This is a genomic window from Lysinibacillus sp. BNK-21 (assembly GCF_048684915.1).
GTDB lineage: Bacteria > Bacillota > Bacilli > Bacillales_A > Planococcaceae > Lysinibacillus > Lysinibacillus capsici.
This window is the reverse complement of record NZ_JBLQTS010000001.1, coordinates 1539384-1559202: the sequence shown is the minus strand read 5'-3', so window position 1 is coordinate 1559202 and position 19819 is coordinate 1539384. Positions and strand designations below refer to the sequence as shown.

The 19819-nt window shown below is 38.5% G+C and carries 24 protein-coding genes; 3 read left to right on the top strand and 21 right to left on the bottom strand.

The window, feature by feature from the left end; translation table 11 throughout:
* Window positions 1-84 precede the first annotated feature (84 nt).
* The 8 genes from ACMGGO_RS07880 to nusB form a co-directional block, all read right to left on the bottom strand.
* The gene (locus ACMGGO_RS07880; RefSeq protein WP_004231167.1) at window positions 85-903 is read right to left on the bottom strand and encodes a TlyA family RNA methyltransferase; all 819 of its coding nucleotides are present in this window, start codon (window positions 901-903) and stop codon (window positions 85-87) included.
* Complete coding sequence (gene dxs, locus ACMGGO_RS07875; protein WP_048392297.1) at window positions 903-2804, bottom strand: 1-deoxy-D-xylulose-5-phosphate synthase; 1902 nt, start codon at window positions 2802-2804, stop codon at window positions 903-905. Before dxs ends, ACMGGO_RS07880 begins: the two co-directional genes overlap by 1 nt.
* 163 nt (window positions 2805-2967) lie before the next feature.
* Complete coding sequence (locus ACMGGO_RS07870; protein ID WP_269898196.1) at window positions 2968-3849, bottom strand: polyprenyl synthetase family protein; 882 nt, start codon at window positions 3847-3849, stop codon at window positions 2968-2970.
* 3 nt (window positions 3850-3852) lie between these two features.
* Complete coding sequence (gene xseB, locus ACMGGO_RS07865) at window positions 3853-4086, bottom strand: exodeoxyribonuclease VII small subunit (RefSeq protein ID WP_008179899.1); 234 nt, start codon at window positions 4084-4086, stop codon at window positions 3853-3855.
* A complete protein-coding gene (gene xseA, locus ACMGGO_RS07860; RefSeq protein ID WP_054549164.1) occupies window positions 4083-5441 on the bottom strand; it encodes an exodeoxyribonuclease VII large subunit in 1359 nt (452 codons plus the stop codon). The genes xseB and xseA overlap by 4 nt, the downstream gene beginning before the upstream one ends.
* A 230-nt stretch (window positions 5442-5671) precedes the next feature.
* Complete coding sequence (locus tag ACMGGO_RS07855; protein WP_048392294.1) at window positions 5672-6487, bottom strand: undecaprenyl-diphosphate phosphatase; 816 nt, start codon at window positions 6485-6487, stop codon at window positions 5672-5674.
* A 129-nt stretch (window positions 6488-6616) separates the two neighbouring features.
* Window positions 6617-7471: a bifunctional methylenetetrahydrofolate dehydrogenase/methenyltetrahydrofolate cyclohydrolase FolD gene (gene folD / locus ACMGGO_RS07850; protein ID WP_420281754.1), complete on the bottom strand. Its 855-nt coding sequence runs from the start codon at window positions 7469-7471 to the stop codon at window positions 6617-6619.
* 31 nt (window positions 7472-7502) lie between these two features.
* Entirely contained in the window at window positions 7503-7886 is a 384-nt protein-coding gene (gene nusB, locus ACMGGO_RS07845; RefSeq protein ID WP_004231146.1) for a transcription antitermination factor NusB, read from the bottom strand.
* A gap of 385 nt (window positions 7887-8271) precedes the next feature.
* Here nusB and ACMGGO_RS07840 point away from each other — a divergent pair, with 385 nt between their 5' ends.
* Complete coding sequence (locus ACMGGO_RS07840) at window positions 8272-9174, top strand: MerR family transcriptional regulator (protein WP_420281753.1); 903 nt, start codon at window positions 8272-8274, stop codon at window positions 9172-9174.
* A 126-nt stretch (window positions 9175-9300) separates the two neighbouring features.
* Window positions 9301-10470 (top strand): MFS transporter, encoded by a 1170-nt coding sequence (locus tag ACMGGO_RS07835; RefSeq protein ID WP_048392291.1) that lies wholly within the window; start codon window positions 9301-9303, stop codon window positions 10468-10470.
* A 95-nt stretch (window positions 10471-10565) separates the two neighbouring features.
* Here the strand turns inward: ACMGGO_RS07835 and ACMGGO_RS07830 are convergent, their stop codons facing one another.
* Window positions 10566-10976 carry an Asp23/Gls24 family envelope stress response protein gene (locus ACMGGO_RS07830; protein ID WP_004231142.1) on the bottom strand — a complete coding sequence of 137 codons (411 nt, stop codon included), beginning with the start codon at window positions 10974-10976 and terminating at the stop codon, window positions 10566-10568.
* A gap of 111 nt (window positions 10977-11087) precedes the next feature.
* Window positions 11088-11414 (bottom strand): nucleoside triphosphate pyrophosphohydrolase, encoded by a 327-nt coding sequence (locus tag ACMGGO_RS07825; protein ID WP_305193082.1) that lies wholly within the window; start codon window positions 11412-11414, stop codon window positions 11088-11090.
* 103 nt (window positions 11415-11517) lie between these two features.
* Between ACMGGO_RS07825 and ACMGGO_RS07820 the strand changes: the two genes are divergently transcribed.
* Window positions 11518-11925, top strand: a complete 408-nt coding sequence (locus ACMGGO_RS07820) for a hypothetical protein (RefSeq protein ID WP_305192932.1) — start codon at window positions 11518-11520, stop codon at window positions 11923-11925.
* A gap of 176 nt (window positions 11926-12101) precedes the next feature.
* Here the strand turns inward: ACMGGO_RS07820 and accC are convergent, their stop codons facing one another.
* The 11 genes from accC to ACMGGO_RS07765 all read right to left on the bottom strand — a co-directional run bounded on the left by accC (window position 12102) and on the right by ACMGGO_RS07765 (window position 19818).
* Window positions 12102-13469, bottom strand: a complete 1368-nt coding sequence (gene accC, locus ACMGGO_RS07815; protein ID WP_004231135.1) for an acetyl-CoA carboxylase biotin carboxylase subunit — start codon at window positions 13467-13469, stop codon at window positions 12102-12104.
* A 14-nt stretch (window positions 13470-13483) separates the two neighbouring features.
* A complete protein-coding gene (gene accB / locus ACMGGO_RS07810; protein ID WP_279495485.1) occupies window positions 13484-13990 on the bottom strand; it encodes an acetyl-CoA carboxylase biotin carboxyl carrier protein in 507 nt (168 codons plus the stop codon).
* A 200-nt stretch (window positions 13991-14190) separates the two neighbouring features.
* Window positions 14191-14745, bottom strand: a complete 555-nt coding sequence (locus ACMGGO_RS07805) for a SpoIIIAH-like family protein (RefSeq protein ID WP_004231131.1) — start codon at window positions 14743-14745, stop codon at window positions 14191-14193.
* Window positions 14746-15165 carry a hypothetical protein gene (locus ACMGGO_RS07800; RefSeq protein ID WP_048392288.1) on the bottom strand — a complete coding sequence of 140 codons (420 nt, stop codon included), beginning with the start codon at window positions 15163-15165 and terminating at the stop codon, window positions 14746-14748.
* A 62-nt stretch (window positions 15166-15227) separates the two neighbouring features.
* Window positions 15228-15371, bottom strand: coding sequence for a hypothetical protein (locus tag ACMGGO_RS07795; RefSeq protein WP_004231124.1), 144 nt, complete (start codon window positions 15369-15371; stop codon window positions 15228-15230).
* 1 nt (window position 15372) lies between these two features.
* Window positions 15373-16284, bottom strand: a complete 912-nt coding sequence (locus ACMGGO_RS07790) for a stage III sporulation protein AE (protein WP_004231121.1) — start codon at window positions 16282-16284, stop codon at window positions 15373-15375.
* Between the two features lie 12 nt (window positions 16285-16296).
* Window positions 16297-16674 (bottom strand): hypothetical protein, encoded by a 378-nt coding sequence (locus ACMGGO_RS07785; protein WP_016994741.1) that lies wholly within the window; start codon window positions 16672-16674, stop codon window positions 16297-16299.
* A 5-nt stretch (window positions 16675-16679) separates the two neighbouring features.
* Window positions 16680-16889 carry a hypothetical protein gene (locus tag ACMGGO_RS07780; RefSeq protein ID WP_012295089.1) on the bottom strand — a complete coding sequence of 70 codons (210 nt, stop codon included), beginning with the start codon at window positions 16887-16889 and terminating at the stop codon, window positions 16680-16682.
* 90 nt (window positions 16890-16979) lie between these two features.
* Complete coding sequence (locus tag ACMGGO_RS07775; RefSeq protein ID WP_048392287.1) at window positions 16980-17987, bottom strand: NAD(P)H-dependent flavin oxidoreductase; 1008 nt, start codon at window positions 17985-17987, stop codon at window positions 16980-16982.
* Window positions 17988-18181: 194 nt separating this feature from the next.
* The gene (efp, locus tag ACMGGO_RS07770) at window positions 18182-18739 is read right to left on the bottom strand and encodes an elongation factor P (RefSeq protein ID WP_004231115.1); all 558 of its coding nucleotides are present in this window, start codon (window positions 18737-18739) and stop codon (window positions 18182-18184) included.
* Window positions 18740-18756: 17 nt separating this feature from the next.
* On the bottom strand, window positions 18757-19818 hold the full coding sequence (locus tag ACMGGO_RS07765) for a M24 family metallopeptidase (protein WP_081010950.1): 1062 nt from the start codon (window positions 19816-19818) through the stop codon (window positions 18757-18759).
* Between the last annotated feature and the right edge of the window lies 1 nt (window position 19819).

The following is a 19819-nucleotide window of genomic DNA, read 5'->3' as shown; positions in this document are numbered from 1 at the left end:
AAATAATTGTATATGTGTATAATCACACTACCATTTTCAACAAAAAAGCACAAGAAAAAACACGGCTCTATAAGCGAGCACGTGTTATTTTAATGAATTATGCGCTTCTTCAACGAGTGCATTAAAAGCTGTATATGCAGGTAGCACTTCTTGTCCAATAGGATTCACTAAATGGAATAAAAATTCAATATTTCCTTCTCCACCTGTGATTGGAGAGAATGAAGCATCTTTTACTACAAAACCAACTTCAGTTGCCATTGCAGCCGTTTTTTCCAAAACTTCTAAATGTACTTTTTTATCACGAACGATTCCTTTTTTACCTACTTTATCTTTCCCAGCTTCAAACTGAGGTTTCACCAATGCCATAACATCCCCACCTGGCAGCAATAATGTTTTTAATACTGGTAAAATCAGTGATAATGAAATAAAGCTAACATCGATTGTTGCAAAATCAGGTAAACCTTCTGATAAATCGGCTGCCGTTGTGTAGCGAAAATTCGTTTTCTCCATTACTGTCACTCGTTCATCAGAGCGAATTTTCCATGCTAATTGGTTCGAGCCAACATCTAGTGCATAGCAATGTCTTGCACCATGTTGTAAGGCACAATCTGTAAAGCCACCTGTAGAGGAGCCAATGTCAAGCATTAGCTTCCCTTCTACAGACATATCAAAAATTTGTAGCGCCTTTTCTAATTTAAGGCCTCCACGACTCACATATTTTAAATCTGAGCCCTTTACTTGTAGCGGTGCATCGACGGCAATTTTCTCGCCTGCCTTATCAATTCGTATTTCATTTGAAAAGACAAGGCCTGCCATAATGGACCGTTTTGCTTTTTCTCTTGTTTCACATAGTCCACGCTCTACAAGTAAAATATCTACACGTTCTTTTGGTTGTTTTGTCATTATTTATTCAAACCCACTTGCTGTTTTTGTTGAAGTAATACATGCATACGTGCAACCGTATCTTCTGCTGTCATATGAATTTCTGCGAGTAGCTGATCTACGTTACCATGCTCAATATATTGATCTGGGATGCCCATTCGATCAACTAGCGCATTTAAATAGCCGTGGTCATGAGCAAACTCTAATACACCACTACCAAATCCACCTTGTAGAACTGCTTCTTCAATTGTTAAAATCGGTTTTTGACTAGATAATATACGGTGTAGCATATCCTCATCCATCGGTTTGATAAAGCGAGCATTGACCACTTCAATATCGATTCCTTGTTGCGCAAGCATTTCAGCAGCAGCCATTGCCATTGGAATCGTTGTTCCAAATGTCAAAATAGATGCATCTTTCCCCTCACGTAAAACTTCCCAGCTACCAATTGGTAAAGCTATAAGCTCATCATCTAATGGCACACCAATTCCATTACCACGTGGATAACGAAGTGCAATAGGACCACCATCATAATCAATTGCTGTTTTTACCATATGTTGCCCTTCATTCTCATCCTTTGGCATCATAATTGTCATGTTTGGAATATGACGAAGGAAAGCAATATCAAATACACCTTGATGTGTTTCCCCATCTGCTCCCACTAAACCAGCCCGATCTATACCAATAAAGACATTTAAATTCGGGCGAGCAATATCATGCAATACTTGGTCATATGCACGTTGCAGGAAGGTAGAATAAATCGCTAAAAATGGCTTCATCTTTTGCGTAGCTAATCCTGCAGCCATCGTTGCCGCATGTTGCTCCGCAATCCCTACATCAAAGAAACGATTTGGGAAGTCCTTTTGAATACCTTGTAGCTTTGAACCTACAGGCATGGCAGGTGTAATCGTTACCACTCGCTCATTTTCATGAGCAATTTTACGAACCGTCTCAGCAATTAAACTACTCCAAGCTGGTCCAGTAGTCTCAGACTTCACAAATGCACCATTTTCAATTTTATAAGGACCTGTTCCATGCCAATTCCCAATTGTATCATCCTCGGCTGGTTTATAGCCCTTTCCTTTTTTCGTAATAACATGAACAAGGACTGGTCCTTTTACTTTTTTCGCATGTGATAATGTCATTTCAAGCGCTTCAAAATCATGTCCATCAATTGGACCAAGATATTTAAAACCTAGCTCCTCAAAAAACACACCAGATACTACTAAATATTTTAAGCTATCCTTTACGCGTTCAACAGTAGAGGCAAGCTTTCCACCTAATACAGGAATCTTATTAATAAGTGATTCCAGCTCTTCCTTGGCTTTTGAGTACTCCTTGGCTGTACGTAGACGACCTAAAACATTGTGTAATGCGCCAACATTTGGGGCAATCGACATTTCATTATCATTGAGGATGACAATCATATTTGTTTTTGCATGGCCAATATGATTTAATGCCTCAAGTGCCATACCACCTGTTAAAGCCCCATCACCAATAATAGGGATAACAAAGTTGTTTTCTTTTTTTATATCACGTGCTGCTGCCATACCCATGGCTGCTGATAAAGATGTCGAGCTATGACCTGTTTCCCACTCATCATGTTCACTCTCCACGCGCTTCGGAAATCCACAAAGCCCTTTGAACTGACGTAGTGTGTCAAATTGACTCGCACGACCTGTTAAAATTTTATGCACGTAAGCTTGGTGGCCAACATCCCACAAAAACTTATCTTTAGGACTGTCAAACATTTTATGCAGCATCATCGTTAACTCAACTACGCCTAAATTCGGCCCGATATGCCCACCTGTGACAGAACATTTTTCGATTAAGAAGGTACGAATTTCTTGGGCAAGCTGCTCAAGCTCCTTCTTATTTAAGTTTTTTAAAAAGGATGGACTAGTTATTTTATTTAAATCCACCTTTCTCACACACCTTTTCAATAAAATATTCACCGCAATTGTGTTTCCACCATTATAGCAGTGTTATCAATATGCTAAAAGTACGAGCACTTCATTGTTTACATATTGCAAACGTTCCCACCTATTCTAGCATATTCTTTTCCTTCAACGCCTTGATTTTCTCTTAGTTTTTACGATGAACTATATAAGCAGCAAAGTCACGTAATAGGCTGACATCTATTGGTAATTGATCGAGTGCGTTAATGGCATGTTGATAATGCTCAGCAAGCTTTTCTTTTGCTCCCTCTAGGGTTAAGAGTGCTGGATAAGTGCTTTTATCACTAGCGACATCTTTTCCAGCTGTTTTTCCTAGTTCTTCAGTCGTTCCCTCAATATCTAAAATATCGTCTTGAATTTGGAAAGCTAAACCAATATGGTGCGCATATTCTTTCAATGTAGCACGGTCTTGTGCTGATACATCTGCAAGTACGGCTCCCGCTTCAATACTAAAACGCAATAAAGCACCTGTTTTATTGACATGGACTTGTTCCAATTCAGCTAAATTAAGCTGACGTTGCTCCCCTTCCATATCTAGTACTTGACCACCAACCATGCCTTCTGCACCTGCTGCAACGCTTAGCAACTGGACAAGCTCAATACGCTTTTCAGCAGAGATATCCATGCGTGCTAAAATGCCAAATGCCAGTGTGTTTAATGCATCACCAGCAAGCGTAGCCAGCGCTTCTCCATAAACTTTATGATTTGTTGGCTTGCCTCTTCTAAAATCATCATTATCCATGCTTGGTAGATCATCATGGATTAAAGAATATGTGTGAATGATTTCAATAACCGAACCGACAATCAAACCGTCCTGAAGATTTTCACGGTAAAGCTCTAGTACCGCTAACACAAAAAGCGGACGAATTCGTTTACCCCCTGCCTTTAATGAATAAAGCATGGATTCCTTTAAATCTGCTGGTGCATCAATTTGTTCAACAAGTGCAAACATCATCTCTTCAATTTGTGGTGTATTGCTTTCAATAAAGTACTTTAATGGCTCATTCATTTCCTAATTCTCTCCCTTTAGTGGATCAAATGCTGTTGTTTCACCAGTCTCTTGGACAATTGATACAAGCTGCTCCTCAGCATGTTGCAGCTTACTATGGCAAAACTTTGATAGCTCCATTCCTTGCTTGTATAAATCAATCGCATTTTCCAATGGCACATCACCCTGTTCTAACTGGCGAACGATTTCTTCTAGTGCCGTCATGGCTTCTGCAAATGTTTGTTGTTTTTCAGTCACAACAATTCCCCCTCATTCTTTGGCAAGATATTCGTCACGTTAGCCACAACCTTTCCATCATGGAAAGTCAGTGTCAGTTGATCTTGCTTTTGCACCTCAGTGGATGATTTGATCATTTGCTGATCTTTATATGCTACTGTAAATCCTCTTGTTAGAATGGACAGTGGGTTTAAAGCTTCTAATGTTCTAACGGTTGACTCAAATTGTTGTTGCTTTTTTGCCACATAATACGTTGTAGCACGTGATAATTGTTGAACGCGCGCTTCAAGCTCTCTCTGATGAAAAGCAAGTGCCTTTTTGGGTGAATGTTGCTCCACCGTACTATGTAATTGTTGAAGTTGGGCAGCTTTTTTCATCAAGCTCACTTGCATTGCTGCCTGTAATCCTGACTCAAGCTGTGCCAATCTTTCTGTAAAAGGTCGATAAAGTCTTTCTGGCATTGACAATGGATAAGACTGCTGGAGCTTATTTAGACGTTGTCGCTCTGCCATAAGTTGCGACCTAACCATTTGATGTAGCTGTGATTTCTGCGTAAGCACGCGTTGGTAGAGATCCGCTTGATCGGGCACAGCCAACTCAGCAGCAGCTGTTGGAGTAGGTGCACGTAAATCGGCTACATAATCGGCGATCGTTGTATCTGTTTCATGGCCAACCGCACTAATAATAGGAATTCGGCTTTCAAAAATAGCTCTTGCCACAATTTCTTCATTAAAAGCCCATAAATCCTCGATGGAGCCTCCTCCTCGCCCGACAATCAACACATCACAGCTTGCCTCTTGATTAGCACGTTGAATATTTTGCACAATATTCGGTGCAGCCTGAGCTCCTTGTACAAGGGTTGGATAAATCAAAATTTCAGCAAGTGGGTAACGCCTCTTTAATGTTGAACAAATATCCCGTATAGCTGCACCAGTTGTTGACGTGAGCACACCAATTTTTTCAGGAAATTTTGGTATCGGTTGCTTCCACTCAGGTTTAAAAAGACCTTCTTTTTGTAATTGCTCTTTTAATTGATTGAAGGCAACAAATAAGCTACCAATGCCATCCGGTTGCATTTCCTGTACATATAGCTGATAGGTTCCATAGCCTTCGTAAACGTTTACATCCCCTCGGATAAATACTTGCATACCTTCCTTTGGTTCAAACGCTAATTTGGTAGCCGCTGCTTTAAACATCGTCGCAGCTATTCGGGCACCATCATCCTTTAATGTAAAGTAAATATGGCCGGATTGATGAATTTTCACATTTGATAATTCACCTTTTACATACACTTCACGCAAATGTGGATCTGCATCGAATTTTCGTTTAATATATTTTGTTAACGCTTTTACTGTTAAATAAGAAGCAGAGGACATGTTTTCGGCTCCTTTACTAAAATCAAGTTTTTCACAAAACTACACCTATCATAACATTTTTTGCAGTCGTTGACGTGCCAAAATGCAGTTTCGATAGAAAAAATGACTGTCTTTCTTCTATTGAAAAACAACTATAACACATTCCTACACGTTCTCACTATTAGAAATCGTATATTATGACAAATAACAAACAAAGCCCCATAACTTCATACGTTATGAGACTTTATATTTTAATAAAATAGTAATAAAAGAGTTCCTACAATAAAACAATAATACGTAAAGTAGCTAAGTTTGCCACTTTTCATAATGCCCATAAACCAACGCATCGCAAAATAAGTCATAATGAGTGTTGCCAAGAAAGTGGCGGCATATGGAAGAGCTAAGGCACCTTTATTCGGCTCGTCTAAAAAATCTGTAATGCCAAGGACTACCCCACCCAAACTTACAGGAATATAAAGCATAAAGGAAAAACGTAAGGCTGTATCCTGCTTCATCCCTACTGCTATGGCGGAAATAATCGTAGCTCCAGAACGGCTAATGCCTGGCGTTAAAGCAACTGCTTGCCCCAGCCCTACAATGATGGCATCTTTAGCACGTAAATCTGCATCTTTCTTCTTGCCACGCATATTACGAATTAACCATAATGCAGTCCCTGTCACAAATAGCATGAGCGCAATCGTCGTCATACTTACGTTATCTGCAATAACATCACTTAATAACACCCCTAAAACGCCAGCAGGAATTGAACCGATGACAATATAGAGAGCAAAGCGAAAATCTGCGTTATACCGCTTTTCTCTAGTTTTCAAGTAAAGAAAAAAATGACTGATCAGACGAACAATATCCTCACGATAAATATACATAATAGCAAGTAACGAAGCTGTATTGGTTAAGATGGCAAAAGTAAAACCTTGTTCACCTAGTCCCAGCATTTCGCTAGCAATCATTACATGTCCACTCGACGATACAGGAATTGGCTCTGTAAAACCTTGGACAAGTCCAATAATGATATGCTTGACAATTAACATAATATCGATATTTTCCATAAAAACCTCCTCCTCAGTATGTATGTCCCAAACGTTACATTAGACGACAAAATCGAAGAAAAGTTCTGAATTTACACAACAAAAAAGTCACCTCACACAATGTTGAGATGACTTTCTTCAAAAGGTTTTTTATTTTGCAAGCGTATTTTCAGCCGCTTGCACTGTGTTGAATAGTAACATTGTGATGGTCATTGGTCCTACACCACCTGGTACAGGCGTAATATGAGACGCAATCCCATCTACTTCTGCAAAGTTTACGTCACCGCATAATTTATTGTTGTCATCGCGATTAATGCCTACATCAATAACAACAGCCCCTTCTTTCACGTGCTCTTTCGTAATAAAGTTTGCACGACCAACTGCGGCAATTAAAATATCTGCTTGTTTTGTAAATGAAGGTAAATCTAGCGTTTTAGAGTGTGTATAGGTTACCGTTGCATCCTTTTGTAAAAGTAGTTGTCCCATTGGTTTACCAACGATATGACTACGACCTACGATTACAGCATGCTTTCCTGCGATTTCAATTCCTGAATACTCAAGAAGCTTCATCACGCCAAACGGTGTACAAGGTAAAAATGTTTCTTGGCCAAGCATCATTTTCCCAACGCTTACAGGTGAGAATCCATCCACATCCTTCTCAACAGCAATCGTTGCAATGACTGTATCCTCATCAATATGTTTTGGGAGTGGTAATTGAACTAAAATACCATGAATATCCTCACGTTGATTTAAAAGCTCAATTTGTGCTAGTAATTCCTCTTGCGTTGTCTCTTCGGGTAATTTAATGAGTTCTGAAAACATACCAATCGCTTCACAAGATTTTTGTTTATTTCTCACATATGTAGCTGATGCCTGGTTGTCTCCAACTAACACAACCGCTAAACCAGGTGTCAATCCTCGCTCTTTTAAACGAATGACACGCTCTGCTACAGCATTACGAATTTCTTGACCAATCTCTTTACCATTAATAATTGCACTTGACATAAACCTTCGTTACTCCTTCCAATTCAACACATTATTCTTGTTCTGTAAATTTAGAAAGTACACCATTGACGAATTTAGATGAACTATCATCGCCAAATGTTTTACATAACTCGATTGCTTCGTTTAGTACTACTCTTTTTGGTGTTTCTGGCATGTATAACAATTCATATACAGCTAAACGTAAAACCGTTCTTTCAATTTTGGGTAGACGGGCAAGTGACCACTTTTCAAGATGCTGTTCTAATGTAGCATCGATTTCCTCCAAATGTTCAGCTGTTCCATTTACGATCTTTTCGTAGAAGGCATTGGTAGGTTGACCTTTAATATGGCCCATTGCTTCTTCAACTGTTAGATCCGTATTGTCTAGCTGAAACAAAACTTGCAACGCTTTTTCGCGTGCTTCATGTCGTTTCATGTAAAGCTCTCCTTCTTAAGTGGCATTAAGGTTTATAATAGCATAAAATCACATGAGAAACACGATTTCAAGCAAGTTTTCAATAATCTGAACCTTTTTCAAGGAACTTTTTGTTTAAGCCCACTTCTCATCGAAATAGTGGTATTCCAAAAATGAATGTTTCCTGTTCGTAATGGTATAATAAAGAAAAACTTTAGAGGTGTCACAATGCAAACTGAAGCTATATGTCTTAGCTGCAAAAAACATTTAAAATGGTTGACGGTGAAGAACAATATCAACAAATGAAGGAACGTACATTTCACCTATTTTACTGGGTGGATGCAAGCATAAAATTCGTTTTGATGCCATTCGAAACTTTTTTAGCTTTTATTAGTGGAGGCCATTTATGAAGGAACATTATTATACGATAGGTGAGGTTGCCAAACTTTCAAACTTATCGGTTCAGACATTACGTTATTATGATCAAATTGATTTATTTAAGCCTGCTTATATCGATACCTTCACCAATTATCGGTATTATAAAGGCAATCAGCTATTCTATTTAGACATTATAAAGTCCCTTAAATATATCGGCGTGACGCTCGATGATATAAAAAAAGCACTTAGATTAACCTCTGAGGAATTGCTTGATTTTTTAGCTCAGCAGGAGCTACGCATCAATGAAAAAATTTCACGTTTAAACGAAGCAAAAAATACCTTACTGAAAACAAAAAAGCAATTACAAGAGCAAATTGATATCCCAGTCTTCGGTGAGATTTATGCGCAAATAGAGGAAGCAATGCCCGTTCTTCAAGTAACCACTACTGAATTAACACCGACATCGAGCACCAGTACATACTATGCCACTTTAATTAAAATCATCGAAAAGGAAGGCAGTGTCTTAAACAGTCGTTATGGCTGTATTTATCCACTAGAGCCCTATAAAGATGTCAATGACATCATTTATGATGCTATTTTCACTCCCCTATTAACGGAGCGCACATTTTCGCAGCTTTCACCAAACATACAACAAACCATTATTCCTGGGGGTAAATATGTATGCATCGCCTTTATTTACGATCCTGATACTTATTTTTCATTCTATGAAAAGTTGAGAAATCATGTACTAGCTCAGCAGGAACTATTTGAGTCGCAAGTGTATGAGCTATACATGCCAGCAACGCTCACTATGGAACAAGAAAAGAAATTTATAGTAGAATTAAAGATTAGGCAAAAACAAGAGACACAAAATTCCTCCGAAAAAGTAGTGGCGCATTCGTATAACTCTCAGCCAGAACTCCCAAACTGATAAAAATTTTTTTAAAAATAAAAACAAATCTTTTGACCCTATAGTTACTATAGGGTTTATCGTATTACATGGAAATATTCTAGTAGATTGAAAACATGTATCGCGAACAATTAGAAGGAGAAGTTTATGAGCAAGAAACAAAATATAACCTTAGCTATTTTATTATCTAATCTTTTCATTGCCTTTTTAGGGATTGGTTTAGTCATCCCTGTTTTACCAACCATCATGAATGAGCTACATATTTCTGGCTCTGTTGTTGGTTATATGGTGGCAGCCTTTGCCATTACACAATTAATTGCATCACCAATTGCAGGTAAGCTTGTTGATAATATTGGCCGCAAAGTTATGATTGTTGCAGGTCTTTTTATTTTTGGACTTTCTGAGTTTTTATTTGGGTTTGGTCGTTCTGTTGAAATTCTTTTTGTCTCTCGTATGTTAGGTGGCGTGAGTGCCGCTTTCATTATGCCAGCTGTAACCGCCTATATAGCTGATATTACGACATTGGCACAGCGCCCTAAGGCACTTGGCTATATGAGTGCAGCCATTAGCACAGGTTTTATTATCGGCCCTGGGATCGGTGGTTTTTTAGCTGAAATTGGTACACGTGTCCCATTTTATGCAGCTGGGGTACTTGGTCTGTTCGCAGCTATCCTGTCATTGCTGTTTTTAAAAGAGCCAACACGTGCTACAGACAATGAAGAAGTAGCACAATCCATGTTAGGTAGTGTCAAGCGTGTGTTTAGTCCACTCTACTTCATACCATTCATTCTTATTTTCGTGTTATCATTTGGCCTCGCTGCATTCGAATCATTGTTTAGCTTATTCGTCGATCACAAATTTGCGTTTACACCATCGGATATTGCCATAATTATTACAGGAAGTGGTATTGTTGGGGCACTAGCTCAATTAATACTATTTGATTGGCTGACAAAGAAAATGGGTGAGATTAATGTTATTCGTTACTCTCTAATCCTTTCAGCAGTATTAACATTTGCCATGACGATCGTGAGTCATTATTTTGCCATCTTATTCGTGACATTCTTTATTTTCGTAGGCTTCGATTTAATTCGACCTGCTGTTACTTCGTATTTATCGAAAATTGCCGGAAATGAACAAGGATTTGTTGGTGGCATGAACTCTATGTTTACAAGTCTTGGTAATATTTTTGGCCCAATTCTAGGTGGGGTATTGTTCGATATCAATCTGAACTATCCATACTACTTTGCTACAATCGTATTGGTGCTAGGCGTCATACTTGCGTTATTCTGGAGAAAGCCAAAGCATATAGAATTATAAAATAGCGATACATCCACATGAACATCCTAGAGAAATCCATATAAAAAGGACTGCCCTTTGATGAACGAATCATCATTGGGCAATCCTTTTCTTTTTTATTCATGCACTACTGTTTCTTCTTTTTCAAAGTGAATACCTGTAATATGCACATTTACTTCTGCTGTTTCTAGTGCCGTCATATTAAAAATAGCCTGACGGATTTGCGTTTGAACTTCTTTTGCTACTTTAGGAATGGCATATCCATATTTCACAGAGCAAAATACATCAATCGCAATTTCACCAGTTTCCGTTACACCTGATTTAATGCCTTTATTGTGTACTTTTTTACCGAAACGTTCCACGACACCCGTCGCAATATTCCCACGAGTTGCAGCAATGCCTTCTACTTCATTGACAGCAATCCCAGCCACAACCTCGATCACCTCTGCCGCTACCTCAATTTTTCCAAGCTCTTCTTTCCCAGAAGGTGTTGGTTGTACGAAAGATTGTCCTACTTTCTCTGCCATACAAATATCATCCTTTCCCTTACACATCACAAACAAGTGCTGTACTTACATTTATTATACTATAAAAAGGAAGGTTTGGCTGTCGAAAGCCGTTTTAATTTAAAACCGACTTTACTGATCCACTACATCGATTAAATAAATTCCCTTTTCAAATCCCCCACGAGCATTTCTCTTGTGTTCACGCGTCTCTTCTAGCTCCTCAAAGCTTACACCTAGCACACCGATAGCGATATGAAGGAGCTCCAGTATATCTGCAAGCTCTTCTACACTTTCTTCTCTACATTCGGCTTCGTAAAATTCTGTAGCTTCTTCTATTATTTTAGCCTTTATTGCCTTTACCAGCTCACTAGGTTCTAAAATGTGTGCATGATAGGATAAACCCTTCGCTTCAATTACTTCTAAAATTTTATCCCTCACTAGCTTATTGTATATTGGCATCCATTGTTTCATTCCTTTTCAGGGGGATGACTATTTCTTTCTTCTATTATATAGTATTCTTTCTATAATATAGAATTAATTTGAGATAAAGTAGAGGTAGAGTATGTTACAAAAATGGTTGTTTGGCATCGGTGGGGTTGTCCTCATGTTTACAATGTTTTTTTTATTTTTGGGAAATAGTGCTAGTGAAGATACATTGCTTGCGAAAAATATAATGGAAAAAGCAAATAATGGTACAACTGTAGTTTCACTAAATAAATTAACGGATTTTGATTGGGAAAAAGCGCAAATTTTTGGACCTTATACAACGAAAGATGCGATTGAAGAAACAATGAACATACAGTTTAAAGGTAGTATTAGTGGATTAGATGTACGGGAAGATATTTTCCTTCTTGTATTTGCGAAAGAAGGCCATGCGATAAAGACAGCTGTGCTTTACAGAAACATAGGAGATTATTCAACAAAGAATGGTATGTTAACACCAGATAACGATCTTCTATCTATAAAATAGAACTTTTATAATCTTTTTCACCACACTTCAATTAGTAACGGTTTAAGCTTCTATAACGATCAATCTTTCTTCTATAATTGATCTTCCTACCTGCAAGTAAGTCTTCCATCTAGTTATGCTTAGACATAAAAAACCTCCTAACTAATAATAGCTAGGAGGTTTAAACTTGCGAACGCTTACTTCACTTTTTCTGCTACACCCAATACATCGTTCTCTTCTAGGAACTTCGTATTGAATTGTGCTGATTTGAAAACGTCATTGTTCATCAATGCTTGGTGGAATGGAATCGTTGTATTAATTCCAGGACCAGATACTTCGAATTCACTTAAGGCACGGTTCATTTTCGCAATCGCTTCTTCACGTGTATCCGCATGAACAATTAGTTTTGCTACCATTGAATCGTAATATGGTGGGATTGTATAGCCTGCATAGACAGCAGAATCAATACGTACACCATAGCCACCTGGTGTTATATACGTATCAACAGTTCCTGCTGAAGGCATGAAGTTTTTATAGGCATTTTCTGCGTTAATACGGCATTCAATGGCCCAACCATTTAATTTTATATCATCTTGTGTGAATGGAAGCTTCTCACCAGATGCAATTTTTAATTGTTGTTGTACAAGATCTACACCAGAAATCATTTCTGTTACTGGGTGCTCAACCTGAATACGAGTGTTCATTTCCATGAAGTAGAACTTGTCCTCTTGATAGTCATAGATAAACTCGATTGTGCCAGCACCTTCATAGTTACATGCTTGTGCCGCTTTTACTGCAGCTGCACCCATTTCAGCACGACGCTCAGAAGATAGGGCTGGAGATGGAGCTTCCTCTACTAACTTCTGCATACGACGTTGAACCGTACAGTCTCGTTCGCCTAAATGCACCACGTTACCGTAGCCATCTGCTAAAACTTGGATTTCACAGTGACGGAAGTACTCGATAAATTTCTCTAAATATACGCCAGGGTTACCGAATGCTGCAGCAGCCTCTTTTTGCGTAATTTCAATACCTTTTACAAGATCTTCTTCTGTACGTGCTACACGGATTCCTTTACCGCCACCACCAGCAGTTGCCTTGATGATGACAGGGTAACCAATTTTAGCAGCCCATTCTTTACCAGTTTCGATATCTGGTACAATACCAGTACCTGGAACAAGTGGAACGCCTGCTGCTTCCATTGTTGTACGTGCAACGTCCTTGATGCCCATAATTTTAATAGAATCAGATGATGGACCGATAAATTTAATGCCAGCGTTTTCACAAGCTTCAGCAAAATCAGCGTTTTCTGATACGAAGCCATATCCTGGGTGGATGCCATCAGCACCTGTCTTTTCAGCTACGCTAAGTAGCGCTGGGAAGCTAAGATAAGAATCTTTTGATAGCTTTGGTCCGATGCAATAAGCTTCGTCTGCTAACTTCACATGTAATGCGTCAGCATCTGCTTCAGAGTACACAGCAACCGATTGAATGCCTAACTCTTTACAAGCACGAATGATACGCACAGCGATTTCGCCGCGGTTTGCAATTAAAACTTTTTTCATTTGTTTTGCACTCCTTACTCAGCTTTTACAAGGAATAATGGTTGGCCGTACTCTACTAAGTCGCCATCTTTAACTAGAATTTCAACGATTTCCCCTTGCACTTCTGCTTCGATTTCGTTGAATAATTTCATTGCTTCTACGATACATACGATTGTTTCGTCCCCTACTTTGTCACCCACTTTTACGTAAGCAGGAGAATCTGGGTTTGGTGCTTGATAGAAAGTACCGACCATTGGAGATACAATTTTATGTAACGATGGGTCGTTAACTGATGGTGCCGCTGCAGCTGTTGCTGGCGCTTCTTCTTTCGCTGGTGCAGGTGTTACTGCTGGAGCTTCTGCTGGTGCAGATTGTTGTACAACAGGGGCTACTACTTCTTTTTTAGGTGCTACAGTTTCTGTAACAACAACATTATTCTTTTTAAGTTTTACTTTTGCGCCATCTACTTCGTACACAAACTCGTCAATTGAAGAAGAATCCACTAATTTAATAATTTCACGAATTTCTTGAATTTTGAACATTTCTAACTCTCCTTATGAATTAAAATCTACTACAATAACTATTCTATATTTTTTCGTATCAATTTGAAATAGTTAAATGAAAATTAAGTAAATATGAACAAAATAAAAGGCTTTCCTTTACTAAGCGAAAGCCTTTTCATGAAGCTGATATATAACAACCTTTTATAAATTAACTAAAAATTTATTTTTTTCTTTATTTTTTAATAATTATTTGCACTGAACTTGACTTGCACATCATTTGCGCCTTCCATCTCTGTTTTTACCAAATAAATAATTTCGTTTGCTTGGGCTTTTGACAATTCCTCTGCCATCACTGTCACCGACACTTTTTCTCCCTCAGCACGAACAAACGCATCAGAGTAGCCTAATGATTTTACGAGCATCTCAAGCATAGCTTCAGCTGATTCACGTTTAATAAGGCCATCCATTTCATTATATGCCTCATTTTTTTCTTCGGCAGAATATTCTTCTGAGGCAATCTTTTGTGTTAACTGCTCACGAAGCTGGCTTCTCTCATCACTAACCTGCATACGCATTTCTTCAAATAAGTGACTTGGTGAAGATACTTCTTGTGTTATATCATTTGTTGCCTCCTGATCTGTAACACCTGTGACAGCTGTTTGTTGCAGTGTATCATCTGTAAAAATAGTAAGACCATTGAATTGCTTTGCTGGATCTACCAAATAATACACTGAAATGACTGCTACTAAACTTAATAATGTCATAAACCAAACTGTTCTTCTACGTACGCGCATTTACTTTTCCTCCTTATTTTCCATTGGAACGATAATAATTCGATGAATCGGTAATTGCATCACTTGACTGACGACAGCACGAATTTCATTTTTCACAAAGATATCGGAAGCACCCTCTGAAACAACGAGCATTCCTGTCACGTTTTTCGTGCCTTGTTCAGTCCCTCGAAAATATTGGCTGAATAGTTTATTGGCATTCTGATCATCTGTCATCTCTCCATAATAAAAGTAGACTTTAACCTTCCCAACACCTTCCATTGCCTTCAGGGTTTGCTCAAGTTTTTCTTCATTCGTGAGCGGTGAACCATTGTCGCTTGTTGAATTCGTTTGATACATAGGTAAAATGATGAAAATTCCCACGGAGGCAGCTATCAAAATTAAAACCATCAATGACGTTGTTTTTTTTCGTGTCTTTTCCACATCACTTGTACATTGCCTCCTTTCATCTTCTCTTTTTCAAGTGTATGTACGCTTGTTTCTTCCTATGAATTGATAAATGGAATCTTTAATAGCAATTGCAAAAATACTAACGTGATGACCAACTTTGTCAGTGAAATTATTTCCTTATCATCCGTTAGAAACACAAAAATCTGACAGACAAACAGCAATGCCAATAAAAGAATCAATCTATCTCCCCCCTGCCATGACTTGTACGAACACAATGAGGAAAAAACAAGAAAACATAAATGAAAAAGCAATTAAAAATGATACAGCACATAAAGTAAATAGTGATTTGCTAACTTGATCTAGTAGTCTACAAATATCATCAAAGGCAATCGGTTCTAAAATAGCAGCGAGCATTTTCAAAGAATAGGCACTAACTACAAGCTGCACGGTTGGGATAAAAGACACCGTAATGACGGCGATAAAAGCGCTAATACTTGTAAGAGAAGATGTAAATTGAGTCATATGCTGAAACATCGAAAAACTATCCACAATAAAAGAACCAACAACTGGAATATTTTCTTCAATTAATTTTTTGACGGGCTCTGCTACAGCCGCATTGACACTAAATGCTGCTACACCACTTGCGGTCATCAGTAAGACATAGCAAATAACTGAGGCCGACACGATGCTCATAATTGTAAAGCGAATTAATTCAGCTATTCGAGTAAAGGATATTTCCTTTACGATGACACTGCATACATCAAAGACAATGGCCAAAAGCACGCCAGGAATAAGCCACTTACTACTGATAATGGTGAGGACTTGTACAAAAAACAGTAAAAAAGGCTGCCAGGAAGCAATCGCTGTAATACTACTGGATAATAAAAAGCTTGATGTAAGAATCGGATAAAATGCCGTAAATAGATGGGCTAGTCCTTGTGCAATTTCATCAATTAATGTAAAGGAGTTGACAACAACAGGACCGATTGTTGCTAAAACGATAAGAAAAAAAAGTATCCTTGTCCCTTTTTCAAACTCTGGTAATAGCATGTTCACAATCAAAATGATGATGACGTAGCTGCAAAGCATGAGCGTCATCTTGAGCAAGAGAAAGAATGGGTCGATTAAAAACGATAATATTTGCTCCTGCAATGGCTTCGCTCCTTAGTTTAGCCTTTTTAAAATGGCCGACACCTCCTGTAGAACAGCCAAAAATTCTTTGAACCAATACAGTAAAATTACAATTTTTACCGCAGCAAAAACGATGTTCCCGAGCACTTTATAATTATGTTCTGCCAAAAGCAATGCCACCCACTGCCCGACATAGAACATACTTGCACTGATTAAAATAGCCTTCGCATAAGGTAAAAACGCAAGTGTTTCTAACAATTGTTTGGCGAAAGGCAATAAAAGTGTCGAGAACAACATGCCAAAAAGCAAAAAAGAAAACATCACACTGATTAGCGCATGGAGTGGCTGTATAACTTCTTTTATCAGCAATAATAAAAGCAGCATGACAACAGCGACGATGACAATTTCCATTCACATTACCCGGATGAGGTAAGCCATTGGAAGAAGGTTAAAATCTCATTAAAGAATAGACGTAAAAATCGAAGTAATTCTGCTGTCATATATAAGTAAGCAATGAAAAAGAGGAAAAATGAAAACTCCTTCTTCCCTGTTTGATCAAAGAAAACATGAAGAAGCGCAACGACTAGTCCCACTCCAGCAACTCTTAATACGTCTTGTAATTCCATTCCTACGCCCCCTCGTGTACAGCAATATATGTCGCTCTTCAAAAAAAAAGACCTCTATACAGATGTATAGAGATCTTCTACGATAAAAAATTATAATAGTTTGCTCACAATGTTTTTCACCGTATCCGTTTGCTGTATGAGGTGACTATTTTCACCCATCCACATGGATAAATATTCTGCATTACCTTGCTCAGCACTTTCCTTACGAATGGTAGTCGTTAGATAATTTTGTAGTGGATAGGGTGCTACTGTCGCATCCTCCATACGTTTCGTGAAATCATTTGCTAAACCTCTTGCTGGTTTACCAGTAAATGCAAGCGTAATCGTCGTTTGTTGTTCTTTTGATGCCAATACAGCATTTTTATAGAGTGGCGAAATTTCGCATTCATCTGCCACTAGTAAAGCCGTCCCAATTTGTACTGCCTGTGCCCCACTTTCAAGTGCCTTTTGAATATCCTCTTTGGTTACAAGGCCTCCCGCAGCTATAATCGGAATCGCAACTTTTCCCACTACTTGTTGTAGTAAGTCATGCAATGGAATTAATTGCAAAGGGTCAGTAAAAGAGCCTCGATGACCGCCAGCCTCTCCCCCTTGTAATACAACCGCATCCATTCCTGCTTGCTCCACCAGTATGGCTTCCTCTAATGTGGTTGCAGTACCAATCGTATAGACGCCATGATCTTTTAATTGTTTAAGAACAGCCGGAGATGGCAGCCCAAATGTAAATGAACAAACTGCTACCTTTTCTTCAATCACAGCTTGAACCTGTCCCGCAAAAACTTCCTTTGATGTTACGCTCTGTACAGGGGATAATCCTAATTCATCGTAAAAAGGTTGCAGTGCCATTCTGGCTTGTTGTAAAACCTCGACATCAATTTTGGGTTCTTCTTGCACAAATAAATTGACCGCAAAGGGCTTTGTCGTTAATTTCTTCACTTCTTGAATAAACTGCTTTGTTTGTTCACCATCTAAGTAACCTGCACCAATTGAACCTAATAGGCCTGCCTCAGCACAAGCCGCCACAAATTTAGGTGATGTCACGCCTGCCATTGGTGCTTGTATAATTGGATATCGCATATCAAATGTTGTTTGTAGCATACCTTTCACTCCTTACTCTGATTGTAAACAATTCTACCAGTAATGACCATCTATCTGATGATAGAAACTTGATAGTACCTCAATAAAAATTAAATAGTGCTTCTATCTATTATCACATTAAATGAACGATTTGACAGTATATGTATAAGAAAAAAATAAAAACCTACTCTTTAATGAAAAGAGTAGGCTGATCATTATGCACGAGAAACGTAAGAACCTTCATCCGTGTTAATGATTAAAACGTCACCTTGGTTAACGAAGAATGGTACTTGTACGATTAGACCTGTTTCAAGAGTAGCAGGTTTTGTACCGCCAGAAGCTGTATCACCTTTGATTCCTGGTTCTGTTTCTGTTACTTCTAATTGAACAGTGTTCGGTAATTCAACACCTAACATTTCACCTTGGTAAGATTGAATATGCACTTCCATGTTTTCTTTTAGGAATTTTAATTCATACTCAATAGCAGATGAAGCTAGTTCAGTTTGCTCATATGATTCCAAGTCCATAAATACATGCTCGTCACCTTGTGCATATAAATATTGCATTTTACGATTATCGATTTGTGCCTTTTCAACTTTTTCACCAGCGCGGAATGTTTTTTCATTCACTGAGCCGTTACGTAGGTTACGTAATTTAGAACGTACGAATGCAGCACCTTTACCTGGTTTTACGTGTTGGAAATCTAACACGCGGTATAATTGGCCATCAACAATAATTGTTAGACCTGTACGGAAATCGTTTACTGAGATCATTTGTGTTCCTCCAAAGTTTATAAAATAATGAGTTCTTTTGACGAATGTGTTAGTAGTTCATTACCCGTTTCTGTGATTAAAATATCATCCTCGATACGGACACCACCGATTCCAGGTAAGTAAACACCTGGTTCAATCGTCACGGCCATACCTGGCTCTAGCACTGTATCAGAACGCATCGATAAGCCAGGGCCTTCATGTACTTCAAGACCAATACCGTGTCCTAAAGAATGACCAAATGCTTCGCCATATCCTTTTTCTTTTAAGTAGTCACGTGCAATCGCGTCCGCTTGAATACCTGTTAATCCAGGACCCACTTTTTCAAGTGCTAACAGTTGAGAAGCAAGGACTGTATTGTACATATCTACCAATTTTTCAGATGGTTCTCCCACAGCCACAGTACGTGTGATATCCGAAATATAGCCATTATAAAGCGCACCAAAGTCTAATGTAACAAAGTCGCCTTTTTCAATCACTTTATTCGTTGCAACGCCGTGTGGTAATGCTGAACGAAGACCAGACGCAACAATCGTGTCAAACGAAGACTGAGTTGCTCCTTGTTTACGCATGAAAAATTCTAATTCATTCGAAACTTCAAGCTCGGTTTTACCAGGCTTGATGAAGCCTAAAATATGTGTAAATGCGTGATCTGCAATTTCACACGCAGCCTTAATAATATTAATCTCTTGTTCCGTCTTAATCAAGCGAATTTTTTCAATTAGCCCAGAAATCGGCACTAAATCTGCTTGAATCTTCGATTTATACAGTTCATAAGTGCCATAGCTTACAGTATCTTTCTCAAAGCCCAATAATTTGATACCCATATTATTTACTTGAGTAGCAATTTCTTCAATAATTGTGGCTTCATGCTTGACAATACGGAAGTCCTGAATTTGTGCAGCAGCCTGCTCTGTATAACGGAAATCTGTAATAAATACAGCATCATTTTGAGACACAATTGCTACGCCTGCTGTCCCTGTAAAACCTGTCATATAGCGACGGTTGTACCCATTCGTAATTAAAATACCATCGATGCTTTGTTCTTGAAGTGCTTTACGTAGCTTTTGTAATTTCAACATA

What these genes read in the sequence shown, in the direction of transcription:
- ACMGGO_RS07880 (WP_004231167.1), bottom strand. Translation starts at nt 903, where the DNA reads ATGACAAAACAACCAAAAGAACGTGTAGATATTTTACTTGTAGAGCGT.
- ACMGGO_RS07870 (WP_269898196.1), bottom strand. Translation starts at nt 3,849, where the DNA reads ATGAATGAGCCATTAAAGTACTTTATTGAAAGCAATACACCACAAATT.
- xseA (WP_054549164.1), bottom strand. Translation starts at nt 5,441, where the DNA reads ATGTCCTCTGCTTCTTATTTAACAGTAAAAGCGTTAACAAAATATATT.
- ACMGGO_RS07855 (WP_048392294.1), bottom strand. Translation starts at nt 6,487, where the DNA reads ATGGAAAATATCGATATTATGTTAATTGTCAAGCATATCATTATTGGA.
- folD (WP_420281754.1), bottom strand. Translation starts at nt 7,471, where the DNA reads ATGTCAAGTGCAATTATTAATGGTAAAGAGATTGGTCAAGAAATTCGT.
- nusB (WP_004231146.1), bottom strand. Translation starts at nt 7,886, where the DNA reads ATGAAACGACATGAAGCACGCGAAAAAGCGTTGCAAGTTTTGTTTCAG.
- ACMGGO_RS07840 (WP_420281753.1), top strand. Translation starts at nt 8,272, where the DNA reads ATGAAGGAACATTATTATACGATAGGTGAGGTTGCCAAACTTTCAAAC.
- ACMGGO_RS07835 (WP_048392291.1), top strand. Translation starts at nt 9,301, where the DNA reads ATGAGCAAGAAACAAAATATAACCTTAGCTATTTTATTATCTAATCTT.
- ACMGGO_RS07830 (WP_004231142.1), bottom strand. Translation starts at nt 10,976, where the DNA reads ATGGCAGAGAAAGTAGGACAATCTTTCGTACAACCAACACCTTCTGGG.
- ACMGGO_RS07825 (WP_305193082.1), bottom strand. Translation starts at nt 11,414, where the DNA reads ATGCCAATATACAATAAGCTAGTGAGGGATAAAATTTTAGAAGTAATT.
- ACMGGO_RS07820 (WP_305192932.1), top strand. Translation starts at nt 11,518, where the DNA reads ATGTTACAAAAATGGTTGTTTGGCATCGGTGGGGTTGTCCTCATGTTT.
- accC (WP_004231135.1), bottom strand. Translation starts at nt 13,469, where the DNA reads ATGAAAAAAGTTTTAATTGCAAACCGCGGCGAAATCGCTGTGCGTATC.
- accB (WP_279495485.1), bottom strand. Translation starts at nt 13,990, where the DNA reads ATGTTCAAAATTCAAGAAATTCGTGAAATTATTAAATTAGTGGATTCT.
- ACMGGO_RS07805 (WP_004231131.1), bottom strand. Translation starts at nt 14,745, where the DNA reads ATGCGCGTACGTAGAAGAACAGTTTGGTTTATGACATTATTAAGTTTA.
- ACMGGO_RS07785 (WP_016994741.1), bottom strand. Translation starts at nt 16,674, where the DNA reads ATGGAAATTGTCATCGTCGCTGTTGTCATGCTGCTTTTATTATTGCTG.
- ACMGGO_RS07780 (WP_012295089.1), bottom strand. Translation starts at nt 16,889, where the DNA reads ATGGAATTACAAGACGTATTAAGAGTTGCTGGAGTGGGACTAGTCGTT.
- ACMGGO_RS07775 (WP_048392287.1), bottom strand. Translation starts at nt 17,987, where the DNA reads ATGCTACAAACAACATTTGATATGCGATATCCAATTATACAAGCACCA.
- efp (WP_004231115.1), bottom strand. Translation starts at nt 18,739, where the DNA reads ATGATCTCAGTAAACGATTTCCGTACAGGTCTAACAATTATTGTTGAT.
- ACMGGO_RS07765 (WP_081010950.1), bottom strand. Translation starts at nt 19,818, where the DNA reads ATGTTGAAATTACAAAAGCTACGTAAAGCACTTCAAGAACAAAGCATC.